Consider the following 22,768-nt stretch of genomic DNA (forward strand, 5'->3'; position numbering starts at 1 on the left):
ATAAAATCGGAGGAAATATGAATATAAAGAATTTATTTGCTCCTGTGGATATGACTGAAGGCAGTCCGGTTAAACAGATTGTGAAATTCACAATTCCTATGCTTTTAGGTAATATTGCGCAGCAGCTGTATAATACTGTCGATAGCATTATTGTAGGAAGATTTGTCGGGGATAACGCTCTTGCCGCTGTTGGAAGTGCGGGACCGCTTCTTAATCTGATGCTGGTTCTTTTCATGGGTGTTGCTGTGGGTGCTTCTATCATGGTATCCCAGTATTTTGGAGCCAGGAAAAGAGAAGCTCTTTCAAAAGCAATAGGTGCAAGTATAACACTAACAGGTATTGCATCTTTATTTATCATGATAGTAGGACCGCTTATTACAAGGCCTATATTGGAACTGCTGGGGACACCTGAGAGTATAATTGACTGGTGTACAAGCTATCTATGGATAATATTTATAGGTATAGCAGGTGGTGGATACTATAACATCATGAGCGGTATCCTGAGAGGACTTGGAGATTCTGTTTCAGCTCTTGTATATCTTCTTGTAGCAACCGTACTCAACATTATTCTTGACCTTGTATTTGTAGCCTACTTCAGAATGGGCGTAGCAGGTGTTGCTCTTGCAACTGTTCTTGCTCAGTTTGTTTCAGCTTTCCTTTCACTTTGGAAGCTGACGCAGATGAAAAATATATTTGATTTAAAGAAAGAGTATCTGTGGCCGGAAAGACACTATATAAATACTCTGGTAAAGTTGGGATTCCCTTCCGGTGTAACTCAGGCAATCTTTTCAATGTCAATGATAGTTGTTCAGAATCTGACCAATACTTTTGGAGAGCAGTATATCGCAGCAAATGTTATAGTTATGCGTGTTGATGGATTTGTAATGCTTCCCGCTTTTTCATTTGGATCAGCCATGACAACCTTTGCCGGTCAGAATATCGGAGCAGGCAAACTTGACAGGGTTTCCAGGGGAGCTAAGAACGGAACTCTTGCTGCAATGGCAATATCAGCTGTTCTGTCCGTTCTCATTCTTATATTTGGAAAATTCATTATGGGAATTTTCACAAGCACACAGGAACTTATAAACCTTAGCTACAATATGATGTGTATACTGATCATAGGATATATTGCAATGGAGGTTACACAGTGCCTGTCGGGAATAATGCGCGGAGCCGGAGATACAATGACACCCATGTGGATTTCAATGTTTTCTTCAATAATTATGCGTGTTCCAATGGCTTACATTTTTGTTAATCTGACAAAAACACCGGAACTGCCGCAGGGAAACTGCTACATGATGCAGGTTTCAATGTTAATAACCTGGACAATCGGAGCATTTATCACTTTTGTTATGTACCGGATTGGTAAGTGGAAAACTAAGGCAATAGCAAGATAAAGCAGAAATTGCGTATGAGGAAGTATGGATAATATAGAGATACTTTATGAGGATAACGATATTCTTGTCTGCAGAAAGCCTGCGGGAATTGCAGTTCAGAGCAGTAATGTTACTATCCCGGATATGGAGACTCTTCTTCGCTCAATTATTCTAAGAAGAGGAGAGTCAAAGAATAAATCGACTGTACTTCATGTGATTCACAGGCTGGATCAACCGGTTGAGGGCATCATAGTCTTTGGAAGAAACAAAAAGGCTGCAGCTGCTTTGAGCTCCCAGGTTCAGGCAGATGGTGATATGAATAAAACATACCTTGCGGTGGTATATGGCAGCTTTTCTGAAAATTTGAAATCAGGAGAACTTAAGGATTATATATATAAAGATTCAAAGACAAAGCGAGCAGTTGTGACCGCATCAAAAGATTCTGATAAGGATAATCCTTCAAGCAGAGCAAAAGAGAGCAGACTGGAATATAAAGTAATATCAGAGCTGGAAATACCTGCTGACAAGATGCCGGATACTTCCGATGAAGAAAACATAACCAATAAAATATCCCTGGTGGAAGTAAAACTGTATACAGGAAGATTTCATCAGATAAGGGCACAGTTTTCAAACATTGGACATCCACTTCTTGGAGATAACAGATATAATTCTCCAAATAGTGCCAAGTTATCCACAATAATAGGGGTAAAAAACGTTGCACTTTGTGGATACAGACTGACTTTTAAACATCCTGTATCCAAAAAAGAAATGAATTTCGAAGTTACTCCAAACGCACAAATATTTAAAGAATTTGATCACAGTGATCAAATTTAGATCTTTCTAAAATAAAATATCAAAAAAAGAAAAGCTAAATCAGATTAGTATTCTGACTTAGCTTTTTATTATCAAGACTTGTTAAAGAATAACCGGAGCATTAGCCTGATCAGGTACATCTACTTCCTTGATTGATTCATCTATATCATGAAAGAATGATCTGGTCTGAATAATGCCCTGTTTGGCATCTTCAAACTCCCAAATAAACTGATTGGGAATATTTTCTCTTCCATACATGGAAATTCTACCTGCATATGCATGGATTATGCTGACATATTTTTTGTCCAGTTCATAATTCCTGTAAATCTCTCTGCGAAGTCTCGGACGCTTGGCTACAAACTTACGTATATCTATCTTAAGATCAAGAGGAAGCTCCTGTTCTCTCTCATGTACTGCCTTTAAGTATTTTGTGTAGGTATCCTCATCTATTTTCTGGAAATGCTCAGCATACTCAAAACATGCTGCTCCGTCCGGAAGATCAAGTCTGTATTTACCATCCGGATATATCTCTTCGATTCTGGCAACAACCTGAGGTACCAAAGGCTTGCCGTTATAATCTAAAATAATTATTTTATCACCCTGTTTATATTCTGCCATAATAAACTCCTCTTAATGCCTTTTTGCCCTTTTCTTGCAAAAAAACTATAGTCCTAAAATAGCTTAAATTCAAGGCTTTTAAAGGTTTTTTCACACCTTTTCCCATTTTTTAAGAAAATCTAAAGAATTAAGGTTAATTTTAGGTTGGAGTCTTATTATTATATCTGTCAGTAAAAAATAAAAAAAGTAGTCATGTTTTGCCGGAATCATCTAATGCAATTAATTGCTGGAACCTTCACTGGCGGTTACTGAGTAATCACCTATTATGATGCCCTCTTCAGAAGAACCGATAGTAACAGATATTCCGTTTTGGGAAGCTGCATTAACATCGCTAAGCTCAAGAGCATATTCAGCAGTTTCCCCGGAAGCGTCAGTTACCAAAAGACTTCTTAAGGTGCTGTCTGTGTATATCGGAAGTACGACGCCTTCAAGGATTTCTCCTGATGAAAGGCTGTGACCTTCCAATATGAAATTGCCTGATTCTGATGAAGTCTGTGCATCTTTTAAAATAATTGATGTAATATCAGAATCTGATTTATTCTCAATCCGGCAAAGTATTTCTATATGTTTTGCAGCTTCATTTGAGATGCTTTCCTCATTTTTTAGCTCAGCATCCATTTTGTCGAATACGGATTTATATGATGAAGTAAGTTCTGATATCTGATTTAAGGTATCAGGGGCTTCCTTATCACTTAGCTTTGAAATATCCATGGATTTATATTCATCATACTTTGATGCCAGATCAGAGAGTTCTCCTTCATAGGAATCTGTAGTCAGTTTGCCATACATTTCTTCTGTAAATTCTTTTTGAGTGGTCAGTTCATTTATGGCATCAGTCAGCTTGTTATGGTTTTCCTCTGAAAGACCACAGGCAGATAAAAGTATTGAGAATGCTGCGATTAAGGCATATATATGAAAACTTCTTTTCATTGAAACACTCCTTTATACGTGATAGAAATCATGTAAAACTATGTCGTTAACTATATCATATGAGATTATTTGCAACAATATTCACAATATTTTCGTATATAATATCTATTATGAGTACAAAGAAAAATAAAAAACCTAATAATAACAAGAAAAAACCAATGAAAAGAAAATTTTTAAAGAGTAAGAGCCTCTATCTGTTTTTATTTACCATTATATTGAATGCCTTATCATGGGTAATTCCGGGCTTTTCAGACAAATATACTCAATATGTCTTTCCGCTGTGGGTTAACAGTTATGGAAGAGTCACTTCATTAGTGAACTTTTCAGTAGGAGAATTCCTGATAATAGCGGGGCTTTTATGGCTTGTGATGATTCTGTTTTCGAAAAATATCAGAAGGCTTACACCGGGGCTGCTTTCAATTATTTTTCTTATAATGACCCTTAACTGCTTTATAAATTATCACTGTACACCCATCGAAAAGACATTTACGAATGAGAAGGAATTTACTATTGATGAGCTGGCTGAATTAAGGGATGTGATTGTTACAAAATGTAATGAACTCTCTGAAGAGGTATCCCGTAATGATGATGGTACACTTTTTTATGATGAAGAACTGATGAATAAAGAGGCTAAGGAATCAATGCAGGCTCTTGGAGGCAGGTTTCCAAAGCTTTCAGGATTTTATGTGACACCTAAAAAGCTGCTGTTTTCGAAGTTTATAAGCCAGCAATATATGCAAGGGTATTATTTCCCGTTTTCCATGGAAGCAAATTATAACAGTATCATGTATGTAACGAATAAACCCTTTACTATGTGTCATGAGCTTGCTCATACAAAGAGTTATATTTTTGAAGATGAGGCGAATTTTCTTGCATACTTGGCATGTGTAGAATCTGATGATACATTTTTCAAATATAGTGGATATCTTGGCGTTCTTAACTATGTGAACAACGCCTTTTATCTGAATGTATCCAAGGAAGAATATAATTCTCATGTGAAAATATCTGACAAAGTAAAAATGGATAATATCTTCCTTACCAAAGACAGCTGGAAAAAGGTGGAAGAAACCGCAGTGATAGACACAGGAACAGTAAAAAAGGCGGCTGATACATTTGTAGATACCACTCTTAAAGTAAATGGTGTAAATGACGGCAAGGCAAGCTATGACAGAGTTGTTGAGCTTTTATTATTGGAGCATTATTCAAAATAGAGTGTATTTATTAAATTTAAATTTTTATTTCTTTATAACCTGCATTTTAAGCGGATTTTTATAATTACTTAACAAATAAAATTAATCTTATCTGATATCATAATTATTAAGGGAAAATGAGAAATGAAGTTACTTCTTGCAGAAGATGAAAAAGAATTATCCAACGCACTTGTTGCAATATTAAAGCATTCAAGCTATACAGTGGATGCGGTTTATAATGGGCAGGATGCTTTGGATTATATATTAGCAAGTGATTATGACGGGATTATCCTGGATATCATGATGCCGGGACTTGATGGTACCGAAGTACTAAGAAGGATCCGGGAAAAAGGAATCAATACTCCCGTTATATTTTTGACTGCAAAATCGGAGACTGATGACAAAATCAAAGGTCTTGATCTTGGAGCTGATGATTATCTGACTAAGCCCTTTGAAATGGGAGAGCTCCTTGCCAGAATTCGTGCAATGACCAGGAGAAAAGCGGATTTTTCACCTAATAATCTAAAGTGTGGGAATCTCGAACTGGACAGGGCAAGCTACGAGCTTAAGACTCCGGAGCATGAGCCTGTCAGGCTTGTGGGCAGGGAATTTCAAATGATTGAAATGCTGATGGAAAGCCCCGGCAGAGTAATTTCTGTGGATTCCTTTATGGACAGGATATGGGCAGATGGTGAAGCGGATGTGAATGTGGTCTGGGTTTATATCTCAAACTTAAGGAAAAAGCTTGCAGCATTGGATGCAGACTGCGAAATAAAGGCCTCCCGTGGAGTTGGATACTCCATGCATGAAAAGTAATATATAGATCTTCCATCGGAGGTTAATGATGGTAAAGAAACTTAGACGTAAATTTGTACTTACGGCAATGATTTCACTTCTTTTAATTCTGATTGGAATAATTGGCGTAATAAACATAGTGAATTTTACTCAGGTTCAGGCAGGCGCTGATGATACATTGAATATTCTTGCAGAGAATGATGGAATGTTTCCTGATATGAGAGACAGACTTAAAAAGCCTGTTGATGAATCTGAATTAGTGGAAGGCGAAAGGGCTCCCTTCGAGAATGTGGCCCCCCAAGATTTTAGCAGATCAATATTTGATAAGAATCTTTTTTATAACAGAACGATTGAGCTACCTTTCCAGTCAAGATATTTCTGGGTAAAGATTTCGGAGATTGGTAAGGTTGAGGTGGTAGATACAGGGCATATTGCTGCTATAACATCGACTGATGCAGGTAATTATGCAAAGAATCTTTTCTTTAACAGTAGAAACAAGACCCGTGGTTATATAGACAATCACTATAGATATCTGATTTCCCAAAATGATGACGGATCATATCTTATGATCTTTTTTGATTGCAGCGACGGCTTTTATAGTGCAACAAGACTATTGCTTATGACACTTCTCATAGGATTTGTTGCGCTGATAGCCATGTTTATACTTGTATATCTCTTTTCAGGAAAAGCTGTTCAGCCGGTTGTGGAATCTCTTGATAAGCAAAAGCGTTTTATTACTGATGCCGGTCATGAACTGAAGACACCACTCGCAGTTATATCTGCCAATATGGATGTCATCGAGCTGGAAGCAGGAGCAAGTGAGTGGACGAAGAGCACCAAGAATCAGATTAAGCGAATGAATGAGCTTGTGAAAAATCTGCTCACTCTATCCAGGATGGAGGAGGAAAACATACACCTGGTCTTTTCAGACATTGATATAAGCAAAATTGTTAATGAAAGCACGGCATATTTTAATGCTGTTTCAGATTTTAAAAATATCAGATATACAACGAATATTGAAGATGATGTCCATATAAATGGGGATAAGAATGCATTTAATCAGTTATGTACACTGCTTATAGATAATGCCATGAAGTATACCCATGACGGCGGGGATGTAAGTGTAACTCTTTCGAGTGATAGAAAGTCAAGAAATGCAATATTAGAGGTGGTTAATAGCTGCGAGAAAATGCCGGAAGGAAATCTGGACAGACTGTTCGACAGATTTTACAGGGAAGATAATTCAAGAAGCCGCGAAACCGGTGGCTATGGAATAGGTCTTTCTGTTGCCAGGGCAATCGCGACTTCGCATGGTGGAACAATAGAAGCTAAAGCAGATGGTGAAAATAGAATTAAATTCGTAGTTCGGGTTCCCATCATGAAAATAAAGACATCAGACAACAATGCCTAACAGATCCAGCATGAACCCTGTAAATGTGCCGATTAAATACAGAATTGCTGTGATCTGTATGTTTTTAACAGGTTCTTCATTTACGCGGTAAAGTATCAGAAGGCCCACTCCTGCACCGACAAGAAGACCTGACATCATCGTTCCAAAGGTGATTATTTCATTCAGGTACAGCTCTGTAATTACTATTGAAGCAGCACAGTTCGGAATAAGTCCGATAATTCCGGCAATTCCGTGACTCAGGATTACATTTTTCTGCAGGATATTTGAAAGAGCATCTTCGCCAATAAATGCTATAACTGCGTTAAGGATTAAAGTAAATATCAGGACATAAATAAAAATGTGAGCTGTATGTATAAAAGCTGAATGTAAAATATTCCCATGTCCCTCTTCGTGGCTGTGTTCATGCTTGGAACTGTTCTCTTTTGCAATATCAGCTTTGCTTATAGATTTATTCAGAGCAGATTCATGGGAAATGGTGCTCTCGTTAGAAATCTCTGGCTTTTCTGTACGTCCTCTGTGAGCAGATATCTTGGGAGAATCATCTTCACAATGACAATTTTCTCTTTTGCATAATTCATCGATTCTCACACGATCTCTTATTGCTCTCTTCTTAATCTTTCTGTAGTGTAAAACAATGAAATCCACTAAGAATCCGTAAAATACACCAAATACGGCTTTCATAGCGATTATTGCAGCCATCTTGGAAATGGGCGCTTGTTCTGAAATAAACAGAGGAAGCATCTCATCTGAAGTAGAAAGGTATATTGCTATCAGAGTTCCAAGAGTAATTACTCTGCCGGCATATAGATTTGTTGCAGCAGCGGAAAAACCGCATTGTGGAAAAGCACCGAATATTCCACCAAAGAGTGGACCAAATTTGCCCGCCTTCTGCACAAGCTCTTCAGTCTTGTCCCCTGTCCTGTGCTCAAGATACTCCATTATTAGATATGTAATAAATAAAAATGGAAGAATATTTATACCGTCTTTGAAAGTGTCAACTAACACATCAATCCAAAAATCCATTATCAGCTCCTTTATAAAAATAAAATCAGAATTTTAAGTTTTTTAGCATAGGAACATTTATACACAATATTGTGATAATTTGCAAATTCCGAAATATAATTGCCTACTATCAGTATAAGAGCAAATGAGGATATTTATTATAAAAAAAAGGTAAAAAAGGCATAAAAAAGCTGCCGCATTTTATTGCGGCAGTTTTGAAAACTCTAAGTTTTGAATTTTTGTTTAGAACAAATTATTTAATTTTGAATTCAAAAGTATTGTACTTAGAACGTGTTGACAATATATCAAAATAAACATAAATTGTTTCACCCGCATTTACATTAATTGTAGCTTTTCTCTTAAGCGGGAAATCAGGACTCTTCTTATTGTACTTACTTGCAAAGTGAAGACTTCCGGGTGCATTTGTCTGAATTTCATCATCATGAATATAGCTGCGATTAGGGTCAGAACTCAAAAAGCTATAGAATCCACATGCGTATGAGCCACTGTTTGACTTTAACTTACTTAATGTAAATGTATAACTCTTTGTCTCAGGTGCGGTGAACTTGATATAAGCTCTTGAATCATACTTCTTTGTTTTGATTTTAAATTTGTAATTACCCTTGGTAACGGCAGTAGCAACTGACTCAGCATAAGCTGTATCAGGGCTGAAGGATGCAACGGCCTTAAGACTCTTTGTCTTAGTCTTAGCTTCAGCACTGATAGGTGTAGCAAATACTAATGAAGCAACTAATGCAACAGAAACTACACGTTTAACGATTCCCCAAAATGATTTGTTTTGTTTTTTCATACTAACTTCTCCTTCATGAAAAATTTTTTCTTTCGATTACAGATTATATATTCTTATATAGTAATTGTCGACATGTTTTTTTTCGAATTATCCATTGAAATATCGCAGAAAAAGCAGACTTTGTATGGCTTAATTTCGCAAATTCAGATTTAAAGCGGCATGCGGCGTTATGTGCGTTGTTAAGCCCGTAATTATTTGACTTTTACAGGTATTGCTATTAATAGAGACATTTGATAATATAATTCCTAGTAATTTGGTAGGAAAAGAAAAATAGTCTTATTTCTACAGTGATTATGATATAATCTATAAGATTATGCGCAAACATAGTGTTCACTTTTATATATTAAAGGAGTAATAGCATGTCAGAACAGTCATTATTGCAGATCAGAGATCTTTCAGCATCAGTTGATGATCTTCAAATCCTGCACGACATTAACTTAGAAATTAAAGCGGGTGAGACTCATGTACTCATGGGACCCAATGGTGCAGGTAAATCTACACTTGGATACACTCTTATGGGTAATCCTCATTATAACGTAACAAAGGGAACTATTCTCTTTGACGGACAGGATTTAACAAATGAGTCCGCAGATAAGAGAGCTAAGGCAGGAATGTTCCTTTCATTCCAGAATCCTCTTGAGGTTCCCGGAATTTCTCTTGGAAGCTTTATAAGAAATGCCTATCATGAGCAGACAGGTAAGCCGGTCAAGCTGCTTCAGTATAAAAAACAGCTTTCTGAAGCAATGGATCTACTGACTATGGACGGTGAGTATGCAGACCGTGACCTCAATGTAGGCTTCTCCGGTGGTGAAAAGAAAAAAGCTGAGATACTTCAGATGCTTATGCTAAATCCTAAGCTCGCTATTCTTGATGAAACTGATTCAGGACTGGATGTTGATGCTGTAAGAACAGTATCTAAGGGAATCCAGGAATACCAGAAAAAGAAGGACGGAGCTCTTCTGATTATTACTCATAGTACAAAGATTTTAGAGTCACTTCATGTTGACTATACACATGTACTTGTTAAGGGTCATATCGTTACAACAGGTGACGGGAGTCTTGTTGATGAGATCAATGAGCACGGCTTTGAGAAGTATATCAGATGCGAAGGCTGTGACGGATGCAATCCGATCAACTAACAATAACCAGGACATGATTTTAAATTCTTTCTTCTATTATTAAGAAGATGTCAGCATTGCTGATAGATGAGGTTAATTAATGAGTGATAATAATAAATCCGTTGTAGACATTGATCGCAGTGTCTATGACATAAAAGATGTGGAGAATGAGCAGGATTTCTACCGCATGGAGGATGGTTTCACCGAGGATATTGTAAGAAAGATATCTGAGGAGAAGCATGATCCTGACTGGATGAGAGAATTCCGCTTAAAATCTCTGGAAATATATAACAAGCTTGAAATGCCGGATTGGGGTCCGGATACCGATGAACTGGATATGAATCTCATTTCCTCATATGTGCGCTCAAAGTCAGATATGAAGGGCAAATGGGAGGATGTTCCGGAGGATATTAAAAATACTTTTGAAAGACTTGGCATTCCGGAAGCTGAGCGTGAATCTCTTGCAGGTGTCGGAGCTCAGTACGATTCAGAGCTTGTTTATCATAATGTAAAAGATGAAGTAGCAGCGCAGGGCGTTATCTATACAGATATGGAAAGTGCTCTTACAGGAGAGTATGCAGATATGGTTCATGAGTATTTCATGAAGCTGGTGCCTCCTACAGATCATAAATATGCAGCTCTTCACGGTGCAGTGTGGTCAGGCGGATCATTTGTTTATGTTCCCAAGGGAGTTAAAGTAGACATCCCTCTGCAGTCATATTTCAGATTGAATGCAGCCGGTGCAGGTCAGTTTGAGCACACTCTTATAATTGTTGATGAAGGGGCTGATCTTCACTTTATTGAAGGCTGTTCAGCACCTAAGTATAATGTTGCAAATCTTCATGCAGGCTGTGTTGAACTTTTTGTCAAGAAGAATGCAAGACTTCGTTACTCTACAATAGAGAACTGGTCAAAGAATATGTACAACTTGAATACAAAGCGTGCCCTTGTGGAAGAGGGAGCTCGTATGGAATGGGTATCCGGTTCCTTTGGTTCCCACACATCATACCTGTACCCCATGACAATTCTTAAGGGTGATCATTCAGCAATGGAGTACACTGGTATCACATTTGCCGGAAAAGGACAAAACCTTGATACAGGAGCTAAGGTTGTTCATCAGGGAGAATATACTTCTTCTCTTATTTCAACCAAATCAATTTCAAAGTCCGGTGGAATAGGTACTTACAGAAGTTCAGTTATAATCAATAAGGAAGCTAAGCACGCAAAGACCTCCGTATCCTGTGATTCACTTATGCTGGATTCGATCTCTCGTGCAGATACTATTCCCGGTATGGACATTAGAACCAATGATGCTGATGTAGGTCATGAGGCAAAGATTGGAAGAATAAGCGACGAAGCTGTATTTTATCTTATGTCCAGAGGCCTTTCAGAGGAAGATGCAAGAGCGATGATAGTAAGCGGCTTTGCTAATCCTGTATCAAAGGAACTTCCTTTGGAATATGCAGTAGAAATGAACAATCTGATTAAGCTTGAGATGTCAGGAGGCTGAGAAATTGAATAGTGTATTAAAAGTAAATCATCTTCCTGCCCTGACTTATCGCTTTTTAAAGTCAAACGACAGTGAGATAGAAATAAAAGATTTTAATGTGAAGGTTGTAAATACACCTGAGCCTGAGAATATACCTTCAGCAGTTACATTCAAAAATGATGTAACAGAGAAGGATATTACTGAACTGTTTGCAGATATCAATGAAAAGATAGCATCAAAGAGAATTGGTCTTCCGGGACCAAACGGAGATACTTCTTTGTTAAACGAAAGCCAGACAGTTAAGACAGGCATGGGAGCAGAGATTGATAATCTCATGAAGGAAATGAATGTTCCTGTCAGCCTTATAACCGCAGAAGAAGGATATAAAGTTGAGGAACCTGTAGTTATCAGTTATGCTTTAAATGACGGAGATTATGTACTTGGTAATCAGGTCATTCATGCAAAGAAGAACTCTGAAATTACAGTAATAATGGAATATGATTCCGAAGCTGAAAGTAATGGATTTTTAGGAGTTCAGACAAGGCTTCTTGCAGAAGAAGGGGCTAAAATCAACCTTGTAAAGGTTCAGATGCTCGGAGAAAAGATAACTCACTTTGAGGATATTGGTGGAGTCTGCGATACAGATGCAGATATTGAGACCATAAATATGCAGCTTGGAGCTGGAAAAACCTGGGGAGGATGCAGAGTAACCCTTTTGGGAGACAGCAGCGTATTCAACAATCACACAGGTTATCTGTGCCGTCATAAGCAGTCATATGATATGAACTATGTTGCTGATCAGATGGGAAAGAAGACCCAGTCAAACATGGTATTTAGAGGAGTGCTTCTCGATGAGGCTGAGAAGACCTTCAGAGGAACACTTGACTTTAAGTCAGGAAGTGCTGGCTCAGTAGGTGATGAGCAGGAAGATACACTTCTTTTGAGTCCCGATGTAATTAACAGGACAGTTCCTGTAATTCTGTGCGAGGAAGAAGACGTAGACGGACGTCATGGCGCATCAATAGGACAGCTTGGCGACGACACTCTGTTTTATATGGAAAGCCGCGGAATAGATGAGGAGACAGCCAAAAAACTCATGATCCGTGCACGTATGGAAAGTATAGCCCGCATGATACCGGATGAAGCGCTGATTATCAGAATTCAGCAGTTTATTAGAACAATACTTTAAGGAGAAGCAAATGTCCAGACCTGAAGATTACCGAAAAGACTTCCCTATATTAGGCAAAGGGGATTATATTTATTTTGATAATGCAGCAACTTCTCAAAGACCTAATGCAGTTATGGATGCAATAAAGGATTTTTATGAGAATTCAAACGCCAACCCGCTTCGAGGACTATATGATTGGAGCGTTGACGCTACAGAGCGATATGAAAATGCCAGAAAAACAGTATCTGATTTTATAGGCGCATCATCTACAGAAGAAATAATCTTTACCAGAAATACTACTGAGTCACTTAATCTTGTGGCATACAGTTATGGCCTTTCTAATGTTGAGGAGGGCGATGAAGTTGTCATAAGCGTTATGGAACATCACAGTAATATACTTCCATGGCAGATGGTCACAAAGCAGAAAAAGGCTAAGCTTGTTTTTCTTGAGCCTGATGAAGAAGGCGTTATAACCCCTGAGGAGTATAAGAGTAAGATTACGGAAAAGACCAAAATAGTTTCTATAGGTCATGTTTCCAATGTTTTTGGAATTACCAATCCTGTAAAGGATATTGCTGCATATGCTCACGAAATGGGTGCTACGGTTATTGTGGATGGAGCTCAGGCTGCGCCCCATATTCCGGTAAATGTTCAGAATCTGGGAGCAGATTTCTATGCTTTTTCAGGACATAAGCTTATGGCACCAATGGGAATCGGTGTTTTGTACGGTCGAAAGAAACTGCTTGAAAACATGAATCCTTTCCTCACCGGCGGTGAGATGATTGAATATGTTACAAGAGAAGATGCCACATATGCAGAGCTTCCTCACAAATTTGAGGCAGGAACGGTCAATGCAGCAGGGGCAGTAGGTCTTGAAGCAGCAATCAAATATCTTCAGAATGTGGGATTTGATTTTATTGAAGAGCAGGAGCTTAAGCTTACAACACGTATGATGGAAGGCATGAAAAAGCTTCCTTACATAAAAATATACGGTTCATCAGATCCCGCAAAACACAGCGGAATAGTTACATTTACTATGGAAGGTGTTCATCCTCATGATATATCATCGGTACTGAACGATGATCATGTATGTGTCAGAGCAGGACATCACTGTGCACAGCCACTGATGCAGTTTATCGGTGCCGGATCAACAGCAAGAGCAAGTGTGTATTTTTATAATACAGAAGAGGAAGTAGACAGGTTTCTTGAGCATCTTGCAGGTGTTAGAAGTGTAATGGGATATTAAGCTTATAGAGCGAATTATTGAGGTTAAAATGGATTTAAAAGGTTTATATAGAGAAATAGTTAATGAGCATAATCTTCGCCCTGCTCATAAGGGCGATATGGAAAATCCCGATCTGGTTCTCAGGGGAGTTAATCCCAGCTGTGGAGATGATATAACTCTTCAGCTTAAGATTGTGGATGGTGTCATTGAAGACGCAATGTTTTCAGGCTCAGGCTGTGCCATATCACAAGCCTCAGTAGATATGATGGCGGATCAGGTAATCGGTAGAACCAAGGAAGATGCCATAAAGCTTGCCGGTACTTTTATGGGCATGATAAAGGGTGAAATAAAGGACGAAGAAGAACTTGAGGAGCTGGACGAAGCTGCAGCCCTTCAGGATATTTCACATATGCCTGCCAGAGTAAAATGTGCGGTTCTTGGATGGAAGACTATGCAGAAGATGCTTGAGCATCCTGAGGATGCTGAAAATATTTCATCTGAGAATGACTGATATCTACTATTTTAATGATTGAAATCAAAGAATATATATAATAAAACCCATCTGTTTAATCAGCAGATGGGTTTTATTATATATAGATTCCTGTTTTTCTTCAGAAAAACGGGAATCGTATTGGACCAGGTCCTCGCGAAGCGAGGAGCGTGTCCTGCCGAAGGCAGGATTTTTGCGGGCGATTTCCGCTTTTGCCCACAAAAAGTCATAGATTCTTGAATGTTTTTTCTTATTTGATAAGTATTTGGCTATGGGGACAAAAGCAATTAGAGACTCATCATAATTAATTCAGGATACAAAAAAAGTACCGCCCCATGGGATATACCCACAAAACAGTACTCGGCGTGCGCCTCCAGGGGCTCGAACCCTGGACACCCTGATTAAGAGTCAGGTGCTCTACCAACTGAGCTAGAAGCGCTTATCTGTTGTTGTCTGCCGTGTTATCTCGGCGACAAGTGATATATTACTACTGTTCTTTTCATAATGCAAGCACTTTTTTGAAAAATTTTTAAAATTTAATGTTTTTTTACAATTAGTACTTAAATAACGTGAAAAATACGCCATCTATTTTAATAAAAAAAATAAAAGTTTCCAAAGAAAATGGTTTTGGCCTGTGTAAAGCCTTCCGTATGCCACATCATTGACAAACAGTGCATTTAAGCTTTATCATGATACAAACTGTCACTTCATGAATGCAATACAGTAAAAGCTTTCATGAATCACGGTTATTACATTATGATAGGATATTCTGCAATGGCGGTACATTTACCTGTCTGCTTTTGTCAGAATTAAAATATTGTTTACAGAGGAGAAAATTTATCATGGCACAGGATGGAAAGAAACTTGTATCAGAGATAACCTCAATGGATGAGGATTTCACACAATGGTACACAGATGTAGTTACTAAAGCAGGACTTATCAGTTATTCAAATATCAAAGGCTTTATGGTAATTAAGCCCGCAGGATATGCTATATGGGAACTGATTCAGAAGCATCTGGATGAGCGTTTTAAGAAGACAGGTGTAACAAATGCATATCTGCCAATGTTGATTCCGGAGTCTCTTCTTCAGAAGGAGAAGGATCACGTTGAAGGTTTTGCTCCTGAAGTAGCATGGGTTACACACGGTGGTACAGAACCGCTTACAGAGAGATATTGTGTACGTCCTACATCAGAGACTCTTTTCTGTGACTATTATAAAGGAGAGATTCATTCATATAAGGATCTTCCTCAGGTACTTAATCAGTGGTGCAGTGTTGTAAGATGGGAGAAAGAGACAAGACCATTCCTTCGCTCAAGAGAGTTCCTTTGGCAGGAGGGTCATACTGCACATGCTACATTTGAAGAGGCTGAGGAGAGAACACAGCAGATGCTTAATGTATATGCTGATTTCCTTGCTGAGGATATGGCTATTCCGGTTATTAAGGGTCAGAAGACTGAGAAGGAGAAATTCGCAGGTGCAGAGGCAACTTATACTGTAGAAGCTCTTATGCATGACGGACGTGCGCTTCAGTCAGCAACAAGCCATAACTTTGGTGATGGTTTTGCTAAAGCATTTGAGATCCAGTACGCAGGAAAAGATAACAAGCTTCATCATGTATTCCAGACATCCTGGGGAGCAACAACAAGACTTATCGGAGCTATGATCATGGTTCATGGAGATAATTCAGGTCTTGTACTTCCTCCCAGAATTGCTCCTGTACAGGTTATGATAATACCTATTCAGCAGAAGAAGGAAGGCGTTCTTGAGACAGCAGGTAAGATGCTGGAGACTCTTAAGGACTTTAGAGCTAAGCTTGATGATTCAGACAGAAGCCCCGGATACAAATTCTCTGATCAGGAGATGAGAGGTATTCCGCTCAGAATAGAGATTGGACCTAAGGATATCGAAGCAGGAAAGTGCGTCCTCGTAAGAAGAGACACATCTGAAAAGATTGAATGTCCTATCGATGAGGTTGCAGCTAAGGTAGGAGAACTTCTTCCTCAGATACAGAATGATATGTATGAGAGAGCTAAGAATCATCTTGATACACATACATTCGCTGCTACTAATAAAGAAGAGTTCGAAGAAGCCTTCAAAGAGACCAAGGGATTTGTAAAGGCTATGTGGTGTGGCGACAGAGCATGTGAGGACAAGATAAAGGAAGATTATTCTGTAACCAGCAGATGTATTCCTTTTGAGCAGGAGAACCTTGCAGGCACATGCGTATGCTGCGGCAAACCTGCAACCAAGATGGTTTACTGGGGCAGAGCATATTAATTTTCAAGGAAATAAAAGGTGGATTTTGAATTTAGTACCTTTTTGTGCTGAAGCAACATGATTCCATCTGTAGGGAAAAAGTTGGAACGAAAAGATATTAGGATTAACATACCGGAACCTGCGGCTCAAATTCTTAATAAACTCCATGAAGCAGGCTATGAAGCCTATGTGGTAGGCGGATGCGTCAGGGACAGTATTCTGAATAGAGAGCCTGGGGACTGGGACATAACAACCAGTGCAAGACCCTGGCAGGTAAAAGAGATATTTGGAAGAACTATAGATACAGGTATACAGCATGGTACTGTAACCATCATGATAGGTAAGGAAGGCTTTGAAGTAACCACATATCGTATAGATGGTGAGTATGAAGACGGAAGACATCCAAAGGACGTAACTTTTACTGCCAGTCTTATTGAGGATTTAAAGAGAAGAGACTTTACTATTAATGCAATGGCATATAGTGAAGAGGATGGCCTTATTGATAAATTTGACGGTCTTGCCGATATAGAAAAAAAGGTGATCCGTTGTGTGGGCAATCCCAAGGAGCGCTTCACAGAGGATGCCTTAAGAATGATGAGAGCTGTAAGATTCGCAGCACAGCTTGGATATTCCATTGAGGAGGACACAAGACAGGCCATTATCGACATGGCACCAACACTTAAGAAAATCAGTGCTGAGAGAATTCAGGTAGAACTGGTAAAGCTTCTGATATCTGCTAATCCCGGTGAGATGCGCGAGTTATATCAGACAGGTATCACTTCGGTTATAATGCCGGAATTCGACAGATGCTTTGAAACACCCCAGATAAATCCTCATCACTCATATAATGTAGGCGAGCATATAGTAAGGAGCGTGGAATCAGTAAAAAATGACAGAATACTGAGAATTACTATGCTTCTACATGATATTGAAAAGCCTTCCTGCAGGACTACTGATGAAAGTGGAAGGGATCACTTCAGAGGACATGCAGAAAAAGGCGCAGATACAGCTTTTGCAATATTAAAGCGCCTGAAATTTGACAGGGACACCATGGATAAGGTTAAAGTGCTTGTGAAGTACCACGATTGGAGATTCCCTGCTGAAAAGAAAAATGTAAGAAAAGCAGTCAATAAGATAGGAGACGAGCTTTTTCCGTTCCTATTGGAAGTAAAACGGGCAGATACCGCTGCACAGAGTGATTATCGCAGAAATGAGAAATATGAGTGGATTGATAAATTAGAAACTCTGTATAATGATATTAAACGTGATAATGAGTGCATTTCTCTGAAAATGCTTGCAGTCAACGGCAATGACCTTATAAAAAAAGGCATTAAACCCGGAAAAGAACTTGGAGATATTCTCTCTGCCATGTTGGAGGATGTTTTGGAAGAGCCTTCGCATAATTTGAAAGAATATCTTTTGGATGAGGATATATTTTTCGGATTTGTAAATAAAAAGGAGAAGTGAAGCAAGTACTTTTTTGGGAAAAGGGGGAGCCTATGAAAAAGTGTTTTCAAATATTTTTCATATTGCTATTTACTCTGATTTTTTCATTGATCAGACCTTCGTATGCTTTGGCATCGGATGTGATCATAAACAAAGATGAAAAAGTCAGAGTTTCTCTTTTGGCAAAATATGACTCTGCTGATACAGCAATTGTTAAGCAGGTCAATACTTATGCTAAGTCTATCCAGTTCAGAAATCATGATATAGGGAAGAATTATACATTGACTTATGATAATACTTCCATGATCTACGATGTGCATGGAAATCCGATGTCTGCATCAATGCTTGAAGTCGGACAGGTTGTTAATATCACATTCTTAAAAGGCGTAAAACATTTGAATTCTCTTGCAGTGTCAGCTGATGCATGGGTAGAGGCAGGAGTAAATGATTTTGATCTTGTAAGTGATGATGAGACGGCCAAAATAAAGGGCACGGTTTTACATATTACTCCCAAAACACTGATAATATCCGAGGGACAGGCAGTTAATCCTGAAGATATCCTTTCTACCGACACATTACGTGTAAGCGGAATAGATAAAGAAATATATAGTATCGTGGTCACAAAGGGCCATGGATATGTGAGCCTCTCTTCAGATACGGTAAATGACAGAAGTCTTGTGGGAGCATGGATAGAGCTTGATAAAGAAGTAATCAGGAAAATAACTCCCAGAATGCTCATCAGTGCACCCGAAGGTACATATAATGTAGCCATCATGGGAAATGGTGCGAAGTTTTCATCTGAAATTGTTGTAAACAGGAATGAAGAGACCGTTATAGACACCAGCGTTGCAGAGGTGGAAAAGATAAAAGAGGGTAATGTAACATTTGTGGTTACTCCTGAGGAATCAAGAGTATTTGTGGATGGAGAAGAGGTGCTCACAGAGGTTCCTCACAGCTATACCTATGGTATGCACAAGCTGCATGTAATGGCTGATGGCTATGAACCACAGGATCACACTCTTAAGGTGGCTGAGCCGGATGCTACTCTTTTTATAGAGCTTGAAGAAAAAGAGGGTTCAAAGGATAAGGAAGCAGAGGAGGAGGCTTCAAGTGAGGAGGAATCCAGTGAAGAAGTGGATTCTGCCGAGGAGTCTTCGACAATTGTTTCTGATGAGCCCAAGGTGGCAACTTCAACAGATGAATGGCTCGATGAGATGAAGAAAAAAGCCGCTGATGCGGCAAAGTCCAAGTCTGATACCGCAAAAAAGAAATCAAATACAAAGGCTTCTTCCAGTTCCAGCACAGGTTCAACTGCATCCGTGGACTCTGAGGCGGCAGCAACGCAGGCTCCCGCAGAGGAAGATACCGCAACCGATTCAGGAACAGGGACTACTAACACATCAGATGCAGCTTCTACCAGCAACACAGGAGATTCATCAGATGGAGAGAATACCGAAGATAAAGACAATGTAATAAGTGGATACAAGGTAACCTTTGATGCACCTATCGGAGCAGAGGTATACATGGATGGAAACTATGTCGGAATCATGCCTGTGAGCCTTGCAAAAACTCCTGGAAAGCATACAATTACTCTTCAAAAAGATGGATTTGAAACAAAGAGCTACACAATACAGGTGGATAAGGAACAGACAAATGTGACCTATAGCTTCCCCGAAATGGTACCGGTAAAGAATACTGATAATCCGGATGAGAATAACAGCGGCAATAATGATTCTACTGATTCCGGAGATGAGAATAAACCAGAGGAAGGCAAACAAGAGGAAGATAGACAAGAGGAAGGTAAGCAAGAAGATAAACAAGAGGAAGTCAGCGGAGGACAGCCATGAGATTAGATAAATATTTAAAAGTGACAAGACTCATAAAAAGACGAACAGTAGCCAATGAAGCCTGCGATGCAGGTAGAGTCATGATAAATGACAGAGTGGCTAAAGCCAGCACAGATGTTAAGGCAGGTGACATAATAGCTATCAGCTTTGGTAATAAAGATGTGAAGGTTGAAGTACTGGACGTTAAGGAAACAATACATAAAGAGGATGTATCGTCACTATATAGATATATTTGAGTACCCTTTAATATCTGTATAACATATTCACTGTTTGTACCTTACAGCGTGAGAATTATCGCTGATTTATATAGCGCTATCGACTATAGTGTACTTGTTGACAGCATTTTTTGAGCGTACTAAAATATATTTGAGGGGTTTATCTCCGAAATAACGTTAATGATAATTGTTTCGGATGGGGAGTTTTAATGGCAACAAGAGCGAGATACAAGAGAGTTAGTGTACAAAACAAATATGGTATGATAATGGCCACTGTTGCAGTAGCCTTGCTTCTTGTTGTGGTTTTAGTTAGAAGTATAAGCCTGGTTGAGAAGAGGGATTCATACCATAATAGAATTGATATACTTCAGTCTCAGATTGAGCAGGAAGAAAAACGAAGAGAAGAAATTGCTGAATTTGAGACATATACAACTACAAGAAAGTATATCGAACAGGTCGCTAAAGAAAAACTGGGGCTTGTTTATCCCGGAGAGATTATTTTCAAGGATAAGAGCGCTGGAAAATGAGTTTATAAGGGCTCCGGAACACTCCGGAGTCTTTTTGGTTATATGATGAGCAATTTGACTGAAGATGTAAAGAAATTTATTGTTGAAAAAGGACTTATAGCAGACGGGGAAATCATTCTTGCGGGTGTGTCGGGGGGTGCTGATTCCGTCTGCCTTTTTCATGTTCTGAGAAGCCTCAGGGAAGAACTGTTATTTAATTTTGCCGTGGTCCATATAAATCATATGATAAGGGAAGCTGCAGAAGGCGAAGCAAAATTTGTCGAGGAGCTATGCAAAAAGTATGATGTACAGTATTTCAGAAGGGATATAGATATCCCGGGAATATATCATGACAACAATGTTTCTGAAGAAGAGGCAGGCAGAAACGAGAGATACAAAGCTTTTTGTGAGATAGCAGGTTATCTTTCGGAAAAATATGGAAGAAATGTGAAAATTGCAACCGCTCACAACAGAAATGATCAGACGGAGACAGTTCTTCATAATCTTTTCAGGGGCAGCAGAATAAAGGGCTTATCAGGAATAAGAGCCAAAGGATCAAGAGATGGTTTTGAGATAATAAGACCTCTTATAGAGACTGATAGAGATAGTATTGAGAATTATCTTGATGAGCAGGGATTTAAACACTGCAACGATGACAGCAATTTTACTGATGATTATACGAGGAACAGAATAAGACATAATATTATTCCTGTAGCAAAAAAGCAGATCAATCCTCAGGCAGATAAGCATGTAGCAGAAACAGCTGACTATTTTGCAAAAATAGATGATTTTTTAGAGGCTATGGCTGATGAGACAAAGGGATGGATCGTGAGCCGTAAGGACGGCGAGGTTATTCTGGATTGCAACGTTCTTGCATCTAAGCATGAGGTGGTGAGGGAACGTCTGATTATAAAAGGAATACAGATGCTGTATCCGCACGTTAAGGATATTCAGGATGTGCACATCAATACGATAAGCAGGATGGTTCTTTCAAATGAAGGATCCAAGGAACAGGATCTGCCCTATGGAATAAAGGTTATAAGAGTATACGATAAACTGAAATTCTATTTTAAAGCTGCTGAGAATCCTTTTACAGAGACCGTGTTTCCCGATATGGAAGCGCTTGATGGAGGAGAGCACGTTTCACTTAGAATACCGGGCATGGGGAAGGTTAATCTTAGAGTTTTTCCTTATGAGCAGGGGGCTAAAATCCCTACGGGAGAATATACGAAATGGCTCAATTATGATAAAATAAATAATAGTTTGCAATTCCGAACGAGAAGTATCGGAGATATTATCTCAATCGGAAATGGAAATAAAAAACTGAAAAAATTCATGATAGATGAAAAGATACCGGTTGATGTTAGAGATTCTATTTATATTCTGGCTGACGGGAATAACGTTTTATGGGTTCCGGGATACCGGATAGGTGATCTTTATAAACTGGATGACTTTTCAAACAGGGTTTTGGAAGTTAAAGTAACAAAAGAATGAAGAAGACGGAGTGATTTACACTCCTGGAAGTGAGGTAATTATGGCAGAATCAGTTAGAGTTTTACTTTCTGAGGAGGAAGTCGACAGAAGAATACAGGCAATAGGAGAGCAGATCAGCAAAGATTATGCTGGCAAGACTGTTCACCTTGTATGCGTTCTTAAGGGTGGAGCATTTTTCATGTGTGAGCTTGCAAAGAGAATCACAGTGCCTGTAACAATGGACTTTATGTCTGCTTCAAGCTATGGATCTTCAACAAAATCCAGCGGAGTGGTTAAGATCGTTAAGGATCTTGACGAACCCCTTAAGGACAAGGATGTGCTTATCGTTGAGGATATTGTGGATTCAGGAAGAACTCTCAGCTATCTTATAAAGATGCTTGGAGACAGAGGTCCTGCAAGTATAAAGCTCTGCACACTTCTTGATAAACCTGAGAGACGTGTAATGGATGTAAAAGTGGATTATACAGGATTTGAGATTCCTGATGAATTTGTTGTGGGATACGGACTTGACTATGATCAGAGATATCGAAACCTTCCTTACATTGGGGTAGTAGAGTTCGATTAAA

General features: G+C 38.9%; 21 protein-coding genes and 1 tRNA gene. 17 read left to right on the forward strand and 5 right to left on the reverse strand.

All coding sequences use genetic code 11. The annotated features are described in order from the left end of the window. Positions 1-17 precede the first annotated feature (17 nt). Together G622_RS0100335 and G622_RS0100340 are read left to right on the forward strand one after the other, a co-directional pair. A complete protein-coding gene (locus G622_RS0100335) occupies positions 18-1,397 on the forward strand; it encodes an MATE family efflux transporter (protein WP_026509031.1) in 1,380 nt (459 codons plus the stop codon). 24 nt (positions 1,398-1,421) lie between these two features. After that, a complete protein-coding gene (locus tag G622_RS0100340) occupies positions 1,422-2,210 on the forward strand; it encodes an RluA family pseudouridine synthase (RefSeq protein WP_026509032.1) in 789 nt (262 codons plus the stop codon). Positions 2,211-2,291: 81 nt separating this feature from the next. Here the strand turns inward: G622_RS0100340 and G622_RS0100345 are convergent, their stop codons facing one another. Together G622_RS0100345 and G622_RS0100350 are read right to left on the reverse strand one after the other, a co-directional pair. After that, on the reverse strand, positions 2,292-2,807 hold the full coding sequence (locus G622_RS0100345; protein ID WP_026509033.1) for a hypothetical protein: 516 nt from the start codon (positions 2,805-2,807) through the stop codon (positions 2,292-2,294). Positions 2,808-3,026: 219 nt separating this feature from the next. Next, positions 3,027-3,737: a hypothetical protein gene (locus G622_RS0100350; protein WP_026509034.1), complete on the reverse strand. Its 711-nt coding sequence runs from the start codon at positions 3,735-3,737 to the stop codon at positions 3,027-3,029. A 158-nt stretch (positions 3,738-3,895) separates the two neighbouring features. On the opposite strand from G622_RS0100350, the gene G622_RS0100355 reads away from it, so the two are divergent. The 3 genes from G622_RS0100355 to G622_RS21115 all read left to right on the forward strand — a co-directional run bounded on the left by G622_RS0100355 (position 3,896) and on the right by G622_RS21115 (position 7,133). Then, complete coding sequence (locus G622_RS0100355) at positions 3,896-4,948, forward strand: DUF3810 domain-containing protein (protein ID WP_026509035.1); 1,053 nt, start codon at positions 3,896-3,898, stop codon at positions 4,946-4,948. 123 nt (positions 4,949-5,071) lie between these two features. Further along, the gene (locus G622_RS0100360) at positions 5,072-5,743 is read left to right on the forward strand and encodes a response regulator transcription factor (protein ID WP_026509036.1); all 672 of its coding nucleotides are present in this window, start codon (positions 5,072-5,074) and stop codon (positions 5,741-5,743) included. A gap of 25 nt (positions 5,744-5,768) precedes the next feature. Further along, positions 5,769-7,133: a sensor histidine kinase gene (locus tag G622_RS21115; RefSeq protein WP_081675109.1), complete on the forward strand. Its 1,365-nt coding sequence runs from the start codon at positions 5,769-5,771 to the stop codon at positions 7,131-7,133. Here G622_RS21115 and G622_RS0100370 read toward each other — a convergent pair. Both G622_RS0100370 and G622_RS0100375 read right to left on the reverse strand, forming a co-directional pair. Then, positions 7,116-8,156 carry a putative manganese transporter gene (locus G622_RS0100370; RefSeq protein ID WP_026509037.1) on the reverse strand — a complete coding sequence of 347 codons (1,041 nt, stop codon included), beginning with the start codon at positions 8,154-8,156 and terminating at the stop codon, positions 7,116-7,118. The genes G622_RS21115 and G622_RS0100370 overlap by 18 nt on opposite strands. 232 nt (positions 8,157-8,388) lie before the next feature. Beyond that, entirely contained in the window at positions 8,389-8,946 is a 558-nt protein-coding gene (locus G622_RS0100375) for a hypothetical protein (protein WP_026509038.1), read from the reverse strand. A 359-nt stretch (positions 8,947-9,305) separates the two neighbouring features. Here G622_RS0100375 and sufC point away from each other — a divergent pair, with 359 nt between their 5' ends. From sufC to sufU, 5 genes are all read left to right on the forward strand, one after another. Continuing rightward, on the forward strand, positions 9,306-10,085 hold the full coding sequence (sufC, locus tag G622_RS0100380; RefSeq protein WP_026509039.1) for a Fe-S cluster assembly ATPase SufC: 780 nt from the start codon (positions 9,306-9,308) through the stop codon (positions 10,083-10,085). A gap of 79 nt (positions 10,086-10,164) precedes the next feature. Then, positions 10,165-11,574, forward strand: a complete 1,410-nt coding sequence (gene sufB / locus G622_RS0100385; protein ID WP_026509040.1) for a Fe-S cluster assembly protein SufB — start codon at positions 10,165-10,167, stop codon at positions 11,572-11,574. Positions 11,575-11,578: 4 nt separating this feature from the next. Continuing rightward, on the forward strand, positions 11,579-12,742 hold the full coding sequence (locus tag G622_RS21120; protein WP_049945619.1) for a SufB/SufD family protein: 1,164 nt from the start codon (positions 11,579-11,581) through the stop codon (positions 12,740-12,742). Between the two features lie 10 nt (positions 12,743-12,752). Continuing rightward, positions 12,753-13,967 (forward strand): aminotransferase class V-fold PLP-dependent enzyme, encoded by a 1,215-nt coding sequence (locus G622_RS0100395; RefSeq protein WP_026509041.1) that lies wholly within the window; start codon positions 12,753-12,755, stop codon positions 13,965-13,967. Between the two features lie 28 nt (positions 13,968-13,995). Then, positions 13,996-14,457, forward strand: a complete 462-nt coding sequence (gene sufU, locus G622_RS0100400) for a Fe-S cluster assembly sulfur transfer protein SufU (RefSeq protein ID WP_026509042.1) — start codon at positions 13,996-13,998, stop codon at positions 14,455-14,457. A 345-nt stretch (positions 14,458-14,802) separates the two neighbouring features. Here sufU and G622_RS0100405 read toward each other — a convergent pair. Further along, positions 14,803-14,875 (reverse strand) — tRNA-Lys (locus G622_RS0100405). Between the two features lie 403 nt (positions 14,876-15,278). Here G622_RS0100405 and proS point away from each other — a divergent pair. The 7 genes from proS (at position 15,279) to hpt (ending at position 22,767) form a co-directional block, all read left to right on the forward strand. After that, on the forward strand, positions 15,279-16,715 hold the full coding sequence (proS, locus tag G622_RS0100410; RefSeq protein WP_026509043.1) for a proline--tRNA ligase: 1,437 nt from the start codon (positions 15,279-15,281) through the stop codon (positions 16,713-16,715). Between the two features lie 96 nt (positions 16,716-16,811). Next, positions 16,812-18,161, forward strand: coding sequence for a CCA tRNA nucleotidyltransferase (locus G622_RS21125; RefSeq protein ID WP_044956908.1), 1,350 nt, complete (start codon positions 16,812-16,814; stop codon positions 18,159-18,161). A 32-nt stretch (positions 18,162-18,193) separates the two neighbouring features. Further along, entirely contained in the window at positions 18,194-19,987 is a 1,794-nt protein-coding gene (locus tag G622_RS0100420; protein ID WP_026509044.1) for a PEGA domain-containing protein, read from the forward strand. Beyond that, positions 19,984-20,223: an RNA-binding S4 domain-containing protein gene (locus G622_RS0100425; RefSeq protein ID WP_022761750.1), complete on the forward strand. Its 240-nt coding sequence runs from the start codon at positions 19,984-19,986 to the stop codon at positions 20,221-20,223. Before G622_RS0100420 ends, G622_RS0100425 begins: the two co-directional genes overlap by 4 nt. 188 nt (positions 20,224-20,411) lie before the next feature. Then, entirely contained in the window at positions 20,412-20,729 is a 318-nt protein-coding gene (locus tag G622_RS0100430; RefSeq protein ID WP_026509045.1) for an FtsB family cell division protein, read from the forward strand. Between the two features lie 42 nt (positions 20,730-20,771). Further along, a complete protein-coding gene (gene tilS / locus G622_RS0100435) occupies positions 20,772-22,202 on the forward strand; it encodes a tRNA lysidine(34) synthetase TilS (RefSeq protein ID WP_026509046.1) in 1,431 nt (476 codons plus the stop codon). Between the two features lie 40 nt (positions 22,203-22,242). Further along, positions 22,243-22,767, forward strand: coding sequence for a hypoxanthine phosphoribosyltransferase (hpt, locus tag G622_RS0100440; protein ID WP_026509047.1), 525 nt, complete (start codon positions 22,243-22,245; stop codon positions 22,765-22,767). Position 22,768: the final 1 nt, after the last annotated feature.

This window comes from Butyrivibrio sp. LC3010, from assembly GCF_000424385.1.
Classification (GTDB): domain Bacteria; phylum Bacillota; class Clostridia; order Lachnospirales; family Lachnospiraceae; genus Butyrivibrio.

Coding starts and splice junctions, on each gene's coding strand:
- hpt (WP_026509047.1), top strand. CDS start 22,243: ATGGCAGAATCAGTTAGAGTTTTACTTTCTGAGGAGGAAGTCGACAGA.
- sufC (WP_026509039.1), top strand. CDS start 9,306: ATGTCAGAACAGTCATTATTGCAGATCAGAGATCTTTCAGCATCAGTT.
- G622_RS21115 (WP_081675109.1), top strand. CDS start 5,769: ATGATGGTAAAGAAACTTAGACGTAAATTTGTACTTACGGCAATGATT.
- G622_RS0100425 (WP_022761750.1), top strand. CDS start 19,984: ATGAGATTAGATAAATATTTAAAAGTGACAAGACTCATAAAAAGACGA.
- G622_RS0100420 (WP_026509044.1), top strand. CDS start 18,194: ATGAAAAAGTGTTTTCAAATATTTTTCATATTGCTATTTACTCTGATT.
- G622_RS0100335 (WP_026509031.1), top strand. CDS start 18: ATGAATATAAAGAATTTATTTGCTCCTGTGGATATGACTGAAGGCAGT.
- tilS (WP_026509046.1), top strand. CDS start 20,772: ATGATGAGCAATTTGACTGAAGATGTAAAGAAATTTATTGTTGAAAAA.
- proS (WP_026509043.1), top strand. CDS start 15,279: ATGGCACAGGATGGAAAGAAACTTGTATCAGAGATAACCTCAATGGAT.
- sufU (WP_026509042.1), top strand. CDS start 13,996: ATGGATTTAAAAGGTTTATATAGAGAAATAGTTAATGAGCATAATCTT.
- G622_RS0100350 (WP_026509034.1), bottom strand. CDS start 3,737: ATGAAAAGAAGTTTTCATATATATGCCTTAATCGCAGCATTCTCAATA.
- sufB (WP_026509040.1), top strand. CDS start 10,165: ATGAGTGATAATAATAAATCCGTTGTAGACATTGATCGCAGTGTCTAT.
- G622_RS0100370 (WP_026509037.1), bottom strand. CDS start 8,156: ATGGATTTTTGGATTGATGTGTTAGTTGACACTTTCAAAGACGGTATA.
- G622_RS0100355 (WP_026509035.1), top strand. CDS start 3,896: ATGAAAAGAAAATTTTTAAAGAGTAAGAGCCTCTATCTGTTTTTATTT.
- G622_RS0100375 (WP_026509038.1), bottom strand. CDS start 8,946: ATGAAAAAACAAAACAAATCATTTTGGGGAATCGTTAAACGTGTAGTT.
- G622_RS0100340 (WP_026509032.1), top strand. CDS start 1,422: ATGGATAATATAGAGATACTTTATGAGGATAACGATATTCTTGTCTGC.
- G622_RS0100395 (WP_026509041.1), top strand. CDS start 12,753: ATGTCCAGACCTGAAGATTACCGAAAAGACTTCCCTATATTAGGCAAA.
- G622_RS0100345 (WP_026509033.1), bottom strand. CDS start 2,807: ATGGCAGAATATAAACAGGGTGATAAAATAATTATTTTAGATTATAAC.
- G622_RS0100360 (WP_026509036.1), top strand. CDS start 5,072: ATGAAGTTACTTCTTGCAGAAGATGAAAAAGAATTATCCAACGCACTT.
- G622_RS0100430 (WP_026509045.1), top strand. CDS start 20,412: ATGGCAACAAGAGCGAGATACAAGAGAGTTAGTGTACAAAACAAATAT.